The organism is Faecalibacterium sp. Marseille-Q4137 (genome assembly GCF_017377535.1).
Classification (GTDB): domain Bacteria; phylum Bacillota; class Clostridia; order Oscillospirales; family Ruminococcaceae; genus Faecalibacterium; species Faecalibacterium duncaniae.
In genome coordinates this window covers 13,020-27,223 of sequence record NZ_JAFREK010000023.1, presented here as the reverse complement: position 1 = coordinate 27,223, position 14,204 = coordinate 13,020, and the positions used below count along the sequence as shown (strand labels likewise).

At 58.5% G+C, this 14,204-nt stretch carries 11 protein-coding genes and 2 tRNA genes; 9 read left to right on the top strand and 4 right to left on the bottom strand.

The window, feature by feature from the left end; genetic code table 11:
* Positions 1 to 65 precede the first annotated feature (65 nt).
* The 7 genes from J3353_RS10300 to rfbB all read left to right on the top strand — a co-directional run bounded on the left by J3353_RS10300 (position 66) and on the right by rfbB (position 9,262).
* Complete coding sequence (locus J3353_RS10300; RefSeq protein WP_097772740.1) at positions 66 to 1,385, top strand: HlyC/CorC family transporter; 1,320 nt, start codon at positions 66 to 68, stop codon at positions 1,383 to 1,385.
* 154 nt (positions 1,386 to 1,539) lie between these two features.
* Positions 1,540 to 2,613, top strand: a complete 1,074-nt coding sequence (locus tag J3353_RS10295) for a sporulation protein SpoIID (protein WP_156069901.1) — start codon at positions 1,540 to 1,542, stop codon at positions 2,611 to 2,613.
* A gap of 128 nt (positions 2,614 to 2,741) precedes the next feature.
* A complete protein-coding gene (locus tag J3353_RS10290) occupies positions 2,742 to 5,171 on the top strand; it encodes a glycosyltransferase family 2 protein (RefSeq protein ID WP_005936485.1) in 2,430 nt (809 codons plus the stop codon).
* A gap of 4 nt (positions 5,172 to 5,175) precedes the next feature.
* The gene (locus J3353_RS10285) at positions 5,176 to 5,967 is read left to right on the top strand and encodes a glycosyltransferase (protein WP_005936487.1); all 792 of its coding nucleotides are present in this window, start codon (positions 5,176 to 5,178) and stop codon (positions 5,965 to 5,967) included.
* Between the two features lie 287 nt (positions 5,968 to 6,254).
* Positions 6,255 to 7,142, top strand: coding sequence for a glucose-1-phosphate thymidylyltransferase RfbA (gene rfbA, locus J3353_RS10280; protein WP_005936491.1), 888 nt, complete (start codon positions 6,255 to 6,257; stop codon positions 7,140 to 7,142).
* A gap of 19 nt (positions 7,143 to 7,161) precedes the next feature.
* Entirely contained in the window at positions 7,162 to 8,076 is a 915-nt protein-coding gene (gene rfbD, locus J3353_RS10275; protein WP_097771807.1) for a dTDP-4-dehydrorhamnose reductase, read from the top strand.
* Positions 8,077 to 8,197: 121 nt separating this feature from the next.
* Positions 8,198 to 9,262, top strand: coding sequence for a dTDP-glucose 4,6-dehydratase (rfbB, locus tag J3353_RS10270; protein WP_156067353.1), 1,065 nt, complete (start codon positions 8,198 to 8,200; stop codon positions 9,260 to 9,262).
* 299 nt (positions 9,263 to 9,561) lie between these two features.
* Here rfbB and J3353_RS10265 read toward each other — a convergent pair whose 3' ends face one another.
* From J3353_RS10265 to J3353_RS10250, 4 genes are all read right to left on the bottom strand, one after another.
* The gene (locus J3353_RS10265; protein ID WP_154277650.1) at positions 9,562 to 10,017 is read right to left on the bottom strand and encodes a DUF3592 domain-containing protein; all 456 of its coding nucleotides are present in this window, start codon (positions 10,015 to 10,017) and stop codon (positions 9,562 to 9,564) included.
* Between the two features lie 87 nt (positions 10,018 to 10,104).
* The gene (locus J3353_RS10260) at positions 10,105 to 11,181 is read right to left on the bottom strand and encodes a 6-phosphofructokinase (RefSeq protein ID WP_207684802.1); all 1,077 of its coding nucleotides are present in this window, start codon (positions 11,179 to 11,181) and stop codon (positions 10,105 to 10,107) included.
* Positions 11,182 to 11,329: 148 nt separating this feature from the next.
* Positions 11,330 to 11,402 (bottom strand) — tRNA-Pro (locus J3353_RS10255).
* Between the two features lie 34 nt (positions 11,403 to 11,436).
* Positions 11,437 to 11,510, bottom strand: a tRNA-Gln gene (locus tag J3353_RS10250).
* Between the two features lie 177 nt (positions 11,511 to 11,687).
* On the opposite strand from J3353_RS10250, the gene J3353_RS10245 reads away from it, so the two are divergent.
* On the top strand, positions 11,688 to 12,569 hold the full coding sequence (locus J3353_RS10245; protein ID WP_207684801.1) for a CPBP family intramembrane glutamic endopeptidase: 882 nt from the start codon (positions 11,688 to 11,690) through the stop codon (positions 12,567 to 12,569).
* A gap of 86 nt (positions 12,570 to 12,655) precedes the next feature.
* Positions 12,656 to 14,140 carry a C69 family dipeptidase gene (locus J3353_RS10240; protein WP_035395069.1) on the top strand — a complete coding sequence of 495 codons (1,485 nt, stop codon included), beginning with the start codon at positions 12,656 to 12,658 and terminating at the stop codon, positions 14,138 to 14,140.
* Positions 14,141 to 14,204 lie beyond the last annotated feature (64 nt).

Below are 14,204 nucleotides of genomic sequence, written 5' to 3'. Positions count from 1 at the left end.
GAAGCAGACTGAGGGGGTCCGTTCTTTAATAAAAAACAGAAAGTTGAGTGTGATTTTCCTTTATTATGGACGATGGCAGTATGACGCTCTGGGTAGCGCTGGTGATCCTGGTGGGTTTCTCCGCCTTTTTCTCCGCATCCGAGACCGCATTTTCCTCCCTGAATCAGATCCGCCTGAAAAGCCGCGCCGAGGACGGCGATTCCTCTGCCGCCCGGGTGCTGGCCATGGCGGAGCAATACGATAAGCTGCTTTCCACCATCCTCATCGGCAACAATATCGTGAACATCGCCGCCGCTTCCATCGGCACCATCCTGTTTACCCAGATGCTGGGTGCCGAGCGGGGCGCAACGATGTCCACCATTGTGCTGACGATCATCGTGCTGATCTTTGGCGAGGTGACTCCCAAGAGCCTGGCCAAGGAGATGCCGGAAAAGGTGGCCACGGCAGTCTCGCCCTTCCTTGTGCTCCTGATGGCCCTGATGACCCCGCTGACCTGGCTGTTCACCCAGTGGAAAAAGCTGCTGGGCCACTTTGTCCACAGCGGCGAGGCCGATACCATCACAGAGGGTGAGCTGATGACCATGGTCAGCGAAGCTGAAAACGACGGCGAACTGACCGACCGGGAAAGCGAGCTCATCCGCAGCGCCATCGAGTTCGATGACGTGGAGGTGGAGGAGATCCTGACCCCTCGTGTGGATGTGGTGGCTGTGGAGGATGATATCCCGCTGGAGGAGCTGGCCCAGACCTTTGCGGAGTCCGGTTACTCCCGTCTGCCTGTCTACCACGGCACCATTGATAATATCATTGGTGTGGTACATGAAAAGGATTTCTATATCGCCCGCCTGAAAAAGGCGACCAAGATCGATGATCTGGTGGTGCCCACCCTGTATACCACGGGCTCCACGCAGATCTCCCAGTTGCTGCGCACCCTCCGGGAGCAGCACCACCACCTGGCCGTTGTTGTGGACGAATACGGCGGCACCGAGGGTATCATCACGCTGGAGGATATCCTGGAAGAGCTGGTGGGTGAGATCTGGGATGAGCACGACGAGGTCACTGAGGACTTCCGCAAGCAGTCGGACGGCAGCTGGCTGGTGTCCGGCTCTGCCAGCGTCGATGATCTGTATGAGGAGCTCGACCTGCCGGAGGAAGAGGACATCGATTCCAATACCGTCAACGGTCTGGTGCAGGAAAAGACCTGCCATCTGCCCAAGGTAGGCGACCGCTTTACCCTGGGCGAGTACGATGGTGTTGTTACCCGCACCGCCAAGCGCCGCGTGACGGAGGTGCGCCTGACCCCCGCCGCCCCGGCTGAGGATGCCGAGAAGGACGACGAAAAGGATAAGCGCTTCTCCCGCCTTGCACAGCGCGGGGAGAGCCGCTGACAGGAAGCGTAAGATAGAAACAGTGAAACGCCGCCGGGTGGAGCTTTTGGCTCTGCCCGGCGGCGTTTTCTTGATTCAAGTCCTTGCCCGCGGCCCTGCACTGTGCTAAACTGAATAAAATACAGAACGCAGGAGGACAAGGAACTTGAAACGGATGTCGAAGTTTGCGCGCCGGTGTGCGGCGCTGATGCTGGCGGTGGTGCTGCTCTGCATGGCAGTGCCTGCCGCCTTTGCGGCGGAAGGGGACACCCTGCCCGCCGGTGCCACCACCATGGGCGGTGCCAACACTACTCTGATCCCGGACGAGGAGGAAAACTGCCTGAGCTGGCTCTTCGGCTCTGGCGATACCATCACCATGCCCTACCTGAACGTCAAGGGGCAGGGCCTGCGCCGGAACGTGACCCTGGATCTTGAGGACTGTCTGGTGGGCATCACCTACACCGAGCTGGGCTCCATTGGCAGCTATGTCAGTGACGCGGCGGCACAGCAGGCGTGGAAAGCGCAGGCGGTGGCCATCCACTCCTATCTGGAATACCACAAGAAATACGGCTCTTCGGCCAACGCGCTGGTGTACACCCCCGTGGATCAGATCCCTTCCTCTGCCCGCAGCGCCATCCGCAGGGCAGTCTCTGAGGTCAAGGACGAGGTGCTGACCTGCAACGGCAGTGTCATTGATGCAGTGTGGTCGGCCAGCGCGGGGTACAACACCCAGACCGGCGTGTACGGCACCTGCTCCGGTCTGGATGCCTGGGGCACCGATGTGCCCTATCTGCAGAGCGTGGAAAGCCCCTACGAGGAGCAGTATCACAACCTGATGCGCCGGATCATCGGCAAGGATTACCGCTACATCGAGTATAACGACAGCAAGACCGGCCAGCCCTACGAGAGCGCCGACACCACCCATAAGGATCTGGGCGGCTTTGTCCAGTACAATACCTTTGTCTCGAACGGAAAGAGCTACCGCTACATCGGCCAGTTCGTTTCCTCCCGTTATTGCTTTGATTTCAGCGCGGACGAGAACGGAACCCCCTGCATGAACTACTATGGCTTCGGCCACGGTGTGGGCATGAGCCAGTGCGGCATGGTGGGCTATGCGCAGGAGCAGGGCATGGGCTACCGGGACATCCTGCGCCACTACTATACCGGCGTGTCCTTTGGCACGGTGGGCAGCGGCAGCTCGAACGGAGGCCTGTTCGGCTGGCTGTGGAGCCTGCTGGGACTGCAATAAATTTTGCACCGGAAAGCGCAGGAAATGCGGAAAAGCGCTTCTCAAACGGGACGAAATCTGGTATACTATTATAGTTTGTAAAAATGCGTCTGGGCGGCGGAATGGCCCAGTGAAGTGGAGAAGTCGGAATGCAGTTGGAGAAAGCAAAGGAAACAAAGCAGGACATGGAGCGCTGCCGCCTGCTGGCACAGCGCATTGCGGAGGAGCTGGCCCCGGCAACAGCTGCGGTGCTGAACGCCGAGACCCCGGCGCTGGAAAAGGCCCTGCACCGGGCGGGCGTGGATGCCAACCCCTTTACAGTGGCTGCCCGGCAGGCAGACCTGCTGGTGGTGGAGGACCCCGCCTGGGTGGAGATGCCCGCGCAGCTGCCCGGACAGGTGCTGCTGGTGTTTACCGGCAGCAACGTGGCTGAGGGCTGGGCCGAGGAACTGGCCCGCCGGGGCTACTACCGGGATTTCCGCTGGCGCAGCCGGGGCCGTGCCCAGCAGTCGGCTCTGTACTGCACGGTCCAGCCTGCCACCGCCGAGATGATCGCGGGCTATGAGAAGGAGTTGGATCTCCTGCGTGACCGGATGGTGCGTGCCGAGCGCACCTGCAACGAGGAAGCCGCCCTCATTGAGCGGCTCCGCAGCGATCTTTCCCTGAGCCGCAGCCATGCCAAGAACCTGGAAAAGACCCTGAACGAGGTGACCAGCTCTACCTTCTGGAAGCTGACCTGGCCCATGCGGTATGTTGTCAGCAAGAGCCGCCAGATCTGGCACACCTTCCCGCTTTTCGTCCTGCTGGGTGAGCTGCGCCGGGACGGCATTTCGGGAGTGCGGGAGCACGCCCGCGCCAGGCGGGAGTATGCCGCCCTCTTCCCGGGGAACCTCCTGCGGGCCGACCGCTTTGCCCCGGTGGAGCTGCTGGTCAGGCAGGCGAACGATCAGCCTGCCGGTCCCAAGATCAGCATCGTGGTGCCTCTGTACAACACCCCGCTGGATTTCCTGGACGAGATGCTGGATTCCGTGGTGAACCAGACCTACAAGAACTGGGAGCTCTGTTGCGTGGATGCCGGTAAGGACGAGGCCGTAGGCCAGCATGTGCAGGCCCGTGCGAAGGCCGATGCACGCATCCGGTATCAGAAGCTGGAAAAGAATGAGCTGATTCCCGGCAACACCAACAAGGGCTTTGAGATGGCCACCGGTGAGTATATCGCCCTGCTGGACCACGATGACCTGCTGCATCCCTGCGCCCTGTGGTACGCGGCCAGGGCCATTGCCGAGCAGAAGGCCGACTTTGTCTACACCGACGAGGCGACCTTTGAGGGGAAGCCGGAGCATGTGGTGCTCTACCACTTCAAGCCCGACTTCATGCTGGACAACCTCCGCTCCAATAACTACATCTGCCACCTGACCGTGTTCAGCCGCGCCCTGATGGAGCGGGCCGGCGGCGGCGAGCGGATGGAGTACAACGGCAGCCAGGATTACGAGCTGTTCCTTCGCCTGACGGAGCAGGCTGAGAAGATCGTTCACATTCCTCATGCCCTGTATTACTGGCGCTCCAGCCCCGGCAGCACGGCGGCGGATATCTCCGCCAAGACCTACTGCATCGACGCAGGCATTGCGGCCCTCAAGGCCCACTATGCCCGCTGCGGGATCGCTGTGGACGATGTTGCCCTCATCCCCGGCACTCCGGGCTATTACAAGACCGATTACACCATCGAGCACCCGGGCCGGGTGAGCATCCTCATCCCCACCTGCGACCACATCCGGGATCTGGAGCTCTGCGTGGATTCCATCTATGCCCGCACCACCTACCCGGATTTTGAACTCATCCTCATTGAGAACAACAGCAAGCAGCCCGAGACCTTCCGCGCCTACGAGCGGATGCAGAAGGAACACCCGGACAACCTCAAGGTCGTGACCTGGGAGGGCAAGGGCTTCAATTACAGCGCCCTGAACAACTTTGGCGAGCAGTATGCCACCGGCGAATATCTGCTGCTGCTCAACAACGATACCGAGGTCATCACCCCCAACTGGCTGGAGGAAATGGTCATGTACGCCCAGCAGAAGCGGGTGGGCTGTGTGGGTGCAAAGCTGCTCTACCCCGATGACACCATTCAACATGCCGGCATCGGTTTTGGCATCGGCGGCGTGGCGGGCCACCTGCACAAGTATTTCCCGGCGGCATCCGATGGCTACATGGGGCGGCTGAACTATGTGCAGGATGTTTACGGCGATACCGCCGCCTGCCTGCTCATCCGCAGGGAAATCTATGATGAGATGAACGGCCTGGACGAGAGCTATGCCGTGGCCTTCAACGATGTGGATTTCTGTGTCCGTGTGCGGGAGGCGGGCTACACCAACGTGTTTACCCCCTTTGCTCAGCTCTACCACTACGAGAGCAAGAGCCGCGGCACCGAGGACAACCCCGAAAAGCAGAAGCGCTTCCAGGGCGAGGTGCTCCGCTTCCAGGCCCGCTGGGGAGACCTGCTGGCCGCGGGCGATCCCTGCACCAACCCCAACTTTGATATCCAGCGTGAGGACTTCACGCTGAAGATCCTGCCTTTGGAGTGAATTGATGAAACTATCAGCCTGTATTGTTGTATATAACGGCTATGACGAGGCGCTGAAGGCGGCGCAGACGGTGCTGCACTGCACACGCCGCTACCCGGTGACTCTGTATCTGGTGGACAATGCCAGCCCGGACGGCAGCGGCAAAAAGCTGGAGCAGGCCGTGGCGGACGGCCTGCTGGCGGCAGGTCCGGGCCAGCAGGTGGTGGTGCACTGCCGCACCGAGAACGGCGGCTTTGGCACCGGCCATAATATGATCCTGCCCGAGCTGGACAGTGATTTCCACTTTATCCTCAACCCGGATATCCAGCTGACCGCTGATACCCTGAGTGATCTGGCCGACTGGATGGCCGCCCACCCGGATGCCGTGATGGCCCGGCCCTCGCTGGTGTTCCCGGACGGCAAGCCCCAGCAGCTGCCCCTGCGTCGGTGCGCCCTGCGGCCCATGCTCTACCGCCAGCTGCCCCGGCTCAGCTTCTGGAAAGGCCAGAACGACCACTACCTGATGCTGGATGAGGACCTGACCAGGCCCATCGAGATCGAGTTCTGCACCGGCAGCTTTTCCGGTGTGCGCACCAGCACCTTCAAGGCGGTGGGCGGCTTTGACGAGAGCTACTTCATGTATGTGGAGGATGCGGATCTCACCCAGAAGATGCGCACCCGGGGCAAGGTGTATCTGGTGCCCCAGTATACCGCCATCCACGCCTGGCACCGCGCTGCCCACCGGGATCTCAAGCCCGCCCTCTGGCAGACGGGAAACCTGCTGAAGTATTTCCATAAGTGGGGCTTCAAGTGGTAAGAAACGCTCCACCATCGCGATGTGCTGCCGCCGTGGGCGGCTGAACGGTTCTATTTGACGGCCTGTTTCGGAAAAAATTCTGGAACAGGCCGTTTTTTCTTGCTTTTTTTTCGATTTGAGAGTAGAATAAGGTGTAAAACTATCTGATGCCGCCCCGCGCGGCCAGAACTTTTACCCTGTAACTTTGTTGACAGCGGACGCAGCTCCGCTTTGAATATTACGAGGTGAGCGTTTCACCCCGTATAGCTGCACAACTTTTTCAATACAAATAAAGGAGTGCACAAATTATGAAAGGCATTATTCTGGCCGGCGGTGCCGGCACCCGGCTTTATCCGCTGACGATGGTCACCAGCAAGCAGCTGCTGCCTGTCTACGATAAGCCCATGATCTACTATCCTCTGTCCACCCTCATGCTGGCGGGCATTCAGGATATCCTGATCATCTCCACCCCCACTGATACGCCGCGCTTTGAGGCGCTGCTGGGCGATGGCAGCCAGTACGGCATCCATCTGCAATATAAGGTCCAGCCCTCTCCCGATGGTCTGGCACAGGCCTTTATTCTGGGCGAAGAGTTCATCGGCGACGACTGCTGCGCCATGATCCTGGGCGACAACATCTTCTACGGCAACGGCTTCTCCAAGATCCTCAAGACTGCCGCCGCCAATGCAGAGACCAAGGGCCGCTGCACCGTGTTCGGCTATTATGTGCAGGACCCCGAGCGTTTCGGCATCGTGGAATTTGACCAGAACGGCAAGGTGCTGAGCGTGGAAGAAAAGCCCGAGCACCCGAAGAGCAATTACGCCATCACCGGCCTGTACTTCTACAACAAGGAAGTGGTTCAGATGGCAAAGCAGGTCAAGCCCTCTGCCCGCGGTGAGCTGGAGATCACGACCCTGAACGATATGTACCTGAAGAAGGACGAGCTGGATGTCCAGCTGCTGGGCCGCGGCTTTGCATGGCTGGATACCGGCACGATGGAGAGCCTGGTGGATGCCGCCGACTTCGTCCGCATGGTCGAGAAGCGTCAGGGCATCAAGATCAGCGCCCCCGAAGAGATCGCCTTCAAGTATGGCTGGATCGACCGCGAGACCCTGCTGGAGAGCGCTTCCCGCTATGGTAAGAGCCCCTACGGCCAGCACCTCAAGAACGTGGCCGATGGAAAACTGAGATATTGATGCAGGAGGGGAATCACCCATGAAAATCATCGTCACCGGCTGCAAGGGCCAGCTTGGCACCGAGATCATCAAGCAGCTGCGGGAGGGCCGCAGCGAGATCGGCCCCATTCCCGAAAAGCTGATGAATGCCACCGTGATCCCGGTGGACCTGCCGGAGCTGGACATCTCCAACTATAAGATGGTGGATGACTTCATCCGCCGCCAGCGCCCGGATGTCATCATCAACTGCGCCGCCTACACCAACGTGGACGGCTGCGAGGTGAACCACGACGCAGCCTTCAAGGCAAACGCTCTGGGCCCCCGCAATCTGGCACAGGCCGCCGAAAAGACCGGTGCCCGCCTGGTGCATGTCTCCACGGACTATGTGTTCTCCGGCCGTGAGAACGGCGGCATTGCACAGGACGAGGCCACCATCCCCGGCCCCATCAGCGCCTACGGCTCCACCAAGCTCATGGGCGAAAAGTATGTGGAGCAGTTCTGCCACCGCCACTTCATCGTCCGCACGGCATGGCTGTACAGCTACTACGGCAAGAACTTCGTCAAGACCATCGTCAACGCCGGCCGGAAATTCGGCAAGCTGGAAGTGGTCAACGACCAGTGCGGCAACCCCACCAACGCGGTTGACCTGGCCCATGAGCTGCTGCAGCTCTGCGTGACCCATGAGTACGGCCTGTATCACTGCACCGGTGAGGGCATCTGCTCCTGGTACGATTTTGCTTCCGAGATCATCCGCCTGTCTGGTGTGGATGCCTCTGTGGCCCCCTGCACCAGCGAGGAGTACAAGGCAAAGCATCCCGAAAGTGCCGACCGCCCCAAGTGGAGCGCACTGGACAACCGGATGCTCCGCTGCACCGTGGGCAACGATGTGCGGGACTGGAAAGAGGCCCTGGCCTGCTTCTTCGCCCACTGGGACGGCGAGAATGGGATGAAGTAAAGGTCAATTAAACCCCTCAGTCTCGCTCCGCTCGACAGCTCCCCTAATAGGGGAGGTGGCAATGCGAAGCATTGACGGAGAGGTTGTACAGAGGAAAAAGTCTGAAATGCAGGAGAGTAGTATGAAAAAATATCTGATCACCGGCTGCGCCGGTTTTATCGGCTCCAACTTTGTCCACTATATGCTCAAGAAGTACCCCGAGATCCTGCTGGTCAACCTGGATAAGCTGACCTACGCGGGCAATCTGGAGAACCTGAAGGATGTGGAGGGCGACCCCCGCCATGTGTTCGTGCAGGGCGACATCTGCGACAAGGAGCTGGTGGAGAGCCTGTTCGCAAAGTACGATTTCGATTATGTCATCAACTTTGCTGCTGAGAGCCATGTGGACCGCTCCATCAAGAACCCCGAGATCTTTGTCCAGAGCAACGTCATGGGCACCGTGAACCTGCTGCAGCGTGCCAAGGAAGCCTGGTACGATGCTGATGCCAAGACCTGGAAGGAAGGCAAGAAGTACCTGCAGGTCTCCACCGATGAGGTCTACGGCGCTCTGGGTGCCGAGGGCTACTTCATGGAGACCACCCCGCTGTGCCCCCACAGCCCCTACTCCTCCTCCAAGGCCAGCGCTGATATGTTCGTTATGGCATTCCACGATACCTACGGTATGCCCATCAACATCACCCGCTGCTCCAACAACTACGGCCCCTATCAGTTCCCCGAGAAGCTGATCCCCCTGATGATCAACAACGTCAAGCACCACAAGCAGCTGCCTGTCTACGGTGACGGTATGCAGATTCGTGACTGGCTGTACGTTGAGGATCACTGCAAGGCCATCGATATGGTCTGCAACGGCGGCAAGATCGGCGAGGTCTACAATGTGGGCGGTCACAACGAGCGCCCCAACATCTTCATCGTCAAGACCATCATCGCGCAGCTGCACGACCGCCTGAAGGACGACGGCATCAGCGAGGATCTGATCAAGCACGTTGCCGACCGTCTGGGCCACGACCGCCGCTACGGCATCGACCCCACCAAGATCAAGAACGATCTGGGCTGGTACCCCGAGACCCCGTTCGAGAAGGGCATCGTCCTGACCATCGACTGGTATCTCGAGCACGAGGAGTGGATGGAGCACATCACCAGCGGCAACTACCAGAAATACTACGAGGAAATGTACAAGAATAAGTAAGTTCTTGTTCGGTATATTGAAAAAGAGGGAACGTCCATCCGCAGACTGTTCGTAAAACAGTATTCAACAAATGACACGGCAACTGGATGTCAGGATTGGTTACTGTTCACTCCGCTGGGTCTAAAAAGCAAAAAGTCCCATGCCCGCACCGCCAAAGTGCTGGGCATGGGACTTTTTGCGTCTGGGAACGTTACACCTCTATCGAGGTGTAACATACTAGACTTTGGTACAAAGTCGTGTGCCAAAGGAGATTTTGCTCCTTTGGAATTTCCGTCATCATAGAGGAAAGAAACAATCTATTAACTTTCCCATGCAGCAACAATGCTTCTTTTTGGGTTTTGAGGATCAATAGTCACCTTTATAGGTGTTCCCTTGCTCACGAGAGGATTGAACCAAAACCAATGGGACTGTCCATAATAAGTGTCTTTTCCAATCTTATATTGGTACCGGATCACCCAAGGATAAATTACATCTTCATCAGCAAGGTGATAGGTACTCATGTGGAATTTTATGTGAACCCTTTTTACTGCATTAACTTTTCCGGAAACAATCTTTCCGTTTTTCAGCAGGTCTGCTTTGCGGATGTCTGTAATCCATGCTACCCCGATAATTGCGATAGCAATAAGCCACGCAGCTATGAGTGCCCCGATTCCAACTTGCTTATAGGCGATAGAAATCAGAAAAGCAACAAAAATCCCAACAGCACCAAGAATATGGAGCAAATCTTTAGAAAAGAACTTATGGATTTTTTTCATGGAGAGACACTTCCTTTCACGAGGTTTTGTTACACTTGGAATACGGATAAACCGGGAAGAAGATTGCGGTCATGCCGGAAAGATTTCTCAGCCCAAGCTGATTCCCATGCGTTTTGCCACGGTGAGGAGCTCGCAGCCCTCAGGGATATTGCGGGTTTTACCGGCGATATCCTCCAGACGGTTGGAGATGACGTGGTTGTTCACGAGAGCCACCGTAACGCCGTACTGCTCGATCTCCACCAGCTTGGCGGCGTAGCTGCCGAACTGGGTGGCCAGCACGCGGTCGTAGGCGCTGGGGCTGCCGCCGCGCTGCATGTGGCCCGGGATGCAGACGCGGGTCTCCATGCCGGTCTTTTTCTGGACGGCAGCGGCAATGCGGTTGGTGGCGGTGGTGTAACCGGCCTCGGCGCGCTTGGCGGCCCACTCCTTGCGCTTCAGCTTGGCTTCGTCTACATTCATGGCACCCTCGGCCACAGCGATGATGGAGAAGTTGGAGCCGCGCTTTGCCCGGCGCTCCACGGCCTCGCAGACGCGGCCGATGTCGTAGGGCTGCTCGGGCAGCAGGATGATATCTGCGCCGCCTGCAATGCCGGAGTAGAGGGTCAGCCAGCCGGCCTTGTTGCCCATGATCTCGATGCACATCACGCGGCTGTGGCTGCCGGCGGTGGTGTGGATGCGGTCGATGACCTCGGTGGCAATGTCCACAGCGGTGTGGAAGCCAAAAGTCACATCAGTGCCGTAGATATCATTGTCGATGGTCTTGGGCAGACCGATGATGTTCAGGCCCTCCTGCGAGAGCAGGTTGGCGGTTTTATGGGTGCCGTTGCCGCCCAGGCAGAGCAGGCAGTCCAGCTTTGCGTCCTTGTAGGTCTTTTTCATGGCCGCAACCTTATCGACCTTGTCGTCCTCGACCACGCGCATCAGTTTGAAGGGGGTGCGCTTGGTGCCCAGAATGGTGCCGCCCAGTGTCAGGATGCCGCGGAAGTCATCCTCGCACATCTCCTTGTACTCGCCGTTGATCAGGCCGTGGTAGCCGTTCAGGATGCCCACGATCTCCACATTATCACCCATCCGGGCATACAGTGCCTTTGCCACGCCGCGAATGGTTGCGTTCAGGCCCGGGCAGTCGCCGCCGGAGGTCAGGATGCCAACACGTTTTTTCATCTCACAAATCCCTCGTTTCCTCTTGATCTTTCCCGCCGCAGAGCAGGGGATATCTGGTACTATAAGAGTATTCCCAAAGGGAAAGTGTGTCAAGAAAAAATTTTGTAAAAAGAAAAAAGAGACATACCGAAGTATGTCTCTTTTTCGATCGGAGCAGCGGGATTTGAACCCACGGCCTCCTCGTCCCGAACGAGGCGCGCTACCAACTGCGCTATGCCCCGAAAATACCGCAGCCGGAAGGCGACTGCGGTTTTCTGGTTGGGGATGAGAGAATCGAACTCCCACAAGTAGAGTCAGAGTCTACCGCACTACCACTATGCAAATCCCCATCATTCTGTTGTCGTCAGCTTTGAACCTCGCCGCTGACAAGGGATATTATACTATACGGCCCGGGTCTTGTCAACACTTTTTTTGAGATTTTTCGCCTGAGCAGAAAATGCCAAAAACTTTCTCTTTCCGGCAAAGTATGTTAGAATAGAGCCACTAAGATTCAGGAGGATATTTTTATGCTGAAACGTCTGCGCGCAAAGCATCCCGTCGGCTTCTGCGTTTTATCCGAGGTGCTGTTTCTGGGCAGCCTGCTGCTGGCATCCTATCTCATTGTGTTTGCACTGGTGCTCTTTGGGGTGGACCTGGAACGGGTGGACTCCTACTTCCTCAGCGCCGTGCAGGAGGCGGTGGGCATGGTGGTGGCGTTGGTCATTCTGGGCCGCACCGGTAAGATGTACCTGCTCCGCCGCCGGGGCAGCGGCTTTTTCAATGGGCTGCTGGTGGGAATGTATCCGCTGGTGCTCATCGGTTACAGCCTGTATACCAAGCTGATGTTCGGGATGCCCGAGGATGGCCAGCTGCAGCCTGCGTTCAGCATCTTCAGCTTCTTTTTGAGCATGGCGCTGGTGGGCGTGGCGGAGGAGTTTATCTTCCGCGGGGTCATTGCCCAGAGCCTGCTGGAGCGCTTCGGCACCGGCAGGGCGGGGGTCTGGAAAGCCTGCCTGCTGTCGGGCCTGCTGTTTGGCGCGGCCCACCTGACCAATCTGCTGTCCAGCGCTCCCTTCGGTGTGCTGATGCAGTGTGTCTTTGCGGCATCGCTGGGCACGCTGTTCGCAGCCATCTATTTCCGCACCGGCAACCTGTGGGTCACGGTGTTCCTGCACGGGGCCATGGACATTGCCTCTATGCTGGTGGGCGGCCTGTACGGTACGGAGGACGTGGCCGAGAGCATTTCGGGCTATGATGCCAGCATGATGCTCTCGATCCTGATCTATCTTATCCCGACTCTCTTCCTGCTGCGCAAAAAGAAGATCGGCGAGGTGGCGCTCTACTTTGGCCGGGACTGCGCCCCGGCAGCTGCTCCGGCCCCGGAGAAAAACGGGGAACGGCTCCGGTAAGCCCTCTTGCCTTTTGAAACAAAAAGGATTACAATCAGTCAAGGCAAACCGAGAGACAAATACTTCGATTCGGAGGAGAAGATATTATGGCATGTACAACGCTTCTGGTTGGTAAAAACGCATCCTATGACGGCTCCACCATGATCGCCCGCAACGACGATTCCGGTTCCGGCCATTTCACGGCAAAGAAATTCGTGGTGGTCCAGCCTGAGGAGCATCCGGCGGTCTACCGCTCGGTGCTGTCCCATGTGGAGATCCCGCTGCCCGGTGACCCCATGCGGATGACCGCCATGCCCAACGCCGTGGAGGGCAAGGGAATCTGGGCCGCAGCCGGTGTCAATGCCGCCAATGTCGGCATGACCGCCACCGAGACCATCACCTCCAACCCCCGCGTGCTGGGCGCTGACCCGCTGGTGGTGTACCAGCCTGCCAGGGGGGAGCAGCCCGAGGTGCCCGGCGGCATCGGCGAGGAGGACATCGTCTATCTGGTGCTGCCCTACATCCACACCGCCCGCGAGGGCGTGGAGCGGCTGGGCAAGCTGCTGGAGACCTACGGTACTTACGAGATGAACGGCATTGCATTCCAGGACGTAAACGAGATCTGGTGGCTGGAGACCATCGGCGGCCATCACTGGATGGCACGCCGTGTGCCCGATGACAGTTATGTGGTGATGCCGAACCAGCTGGGCATCGATGCCTTTGATCTGGACGATGCCTTTGGCGCGCAGGAAAACCATCTCTGCTCGGCTGACCTGAGGGAGTTCATTGCAAAGTATCACCTCGACCTGGCACAGGACGGCGTGTTCGACCCGCGTGCCGCCTTTGGCAGCCACACCGATTCCGACCACGTTTACAACACGCCCCGCGCCTGGTACATGCTGCGCACCCTGAACCCCACCACCTGGGTCTGGGATGGCCCCGATGCCGACTATACCCCGGCTTCCGACGACCTGCCCTGGTGCATGGTGCCTGAGAAGAAGATCACCCCCGAGGACGTGAAGTATGTGCTGTCCAGCCATTATCAGGGCACGCCGTACGATCCGTATGCAAGCTACGGTGCCAGAGAGAACCGGGGCGTTTACCGCTCCATCGGCATCAACCGCAATGACTTTGTGGCGCTGATTCAGCTGCGGCCTGATCTGCCCGCTGACCTGCAGGCAGTGGAGTGGGTGGCCTACGCCTCCAATGCCCTGAACGCCATGGTGCCCTTCTACGCCAATGTGGAGACGACCCCAGCCTATCTGGCCGGCACCACCGGTGAGGTGTCCACCGACAGCTTCTACTGGGTCAGCCGGATGATCGCTGCGATGGCGGATGCTTCCTATGGCAAGTCGGTGTTCCATGTCGAGCGCTATGAGCTGGGGGTGCTCTCCGCCTGCCGTGCCCTGCTGAATCAGTATGACGCAAAGCAGCTGGCCGAGACCGACCCCGCCCGCCGCGCCGCCCTGCGCCAGGAGGCCAACGAGGCCCTGGCCGCTGAGGTCAAGGCCCGCGCCGCCGACACGCTGGACAAGGTGCTGTTTGAGTTGAGCAGCAATATGAAGAACGCATATTCTCGTTCGGATATGTGATATTTGAACGATAAAATCCATCTGGTAGAAATAAGAATGCCCTGTACCATGCAAAACGGTACAG

Coding starts and splice junctions, on each gene's coding strand:
- J3353_RS10300 (WP_097772740.1), top strand. CDS start 66: ATGGACGATGGCAGTATGACGCTCTGGGTAGCGCTGGTGATCCTGGTG.
- J3353_RS10295 (WP_156069901.1), top strand. CDS start 1,540: ATGTCGAAGTTTGCGCGCCGGTGTGCGGCGCTGATGCTGGCGGTGGTG.
- J3353_RS10290 (WP_005936485.1), top strand. CDS start 2,742: ATGCAGTTGGAGAAAGCAAAGGAAACAAAGCAGGACATGGAGCGCTGC.
- J3353_RS10285 (WP_005936487.1), top strand. CDS start 5,176: ATGAAACTATCAGCCTGTATTGTTGTATATAACGGCTATGACGAGGCG.
- rfbA (WP_005936491.1), top strand. CDS start 6,255: ATGAAAGGCATTATTCTGGCCGGCGGTGCCGGCACCCGGCTTTATCCG.
- rfbD (WP_097771807.1), top strand. CDS start 7,162: ATGAAAATCATCGTCACCGGCTGCAAGGGCCAGCTTGGCACCGAGATC.
- rfbB (WP_156067353.1), top strand. CDS start 8,198: ATGAAAAAATATCTGATCACCGGCTGCGCCGGTTTTATCGGCTCCAAC.
- J3353_RS10265 (WP_154277650.1), bottom strand. CDS start 10,017: ATGAAAAAAATCCATAAGTTCTTTTCTAAAGATTTGCTCCATATTCTT.
- J3353_RS10260 (WP_207684802.1), bottom strand. CDS start 11,181: ATGAAAAAACGTGTTGGCATCCTGACCTCCGGCGGCGACTGCCCGGGC.
- J3353_RS10245 (WP_207684801.1), top strand. CDS start 11,688: ATGCTGAAACGTCTGCGCGCAAAGCATCCCGTCGGCTTCTGCGTTTTA.
- J3353_RS10240 (WP_035395069.1), top strand. CDS start 12,656: ATGGCATGTACAACGCTTCTGGTTGGTAAAAACGCATCCTATGACGGC.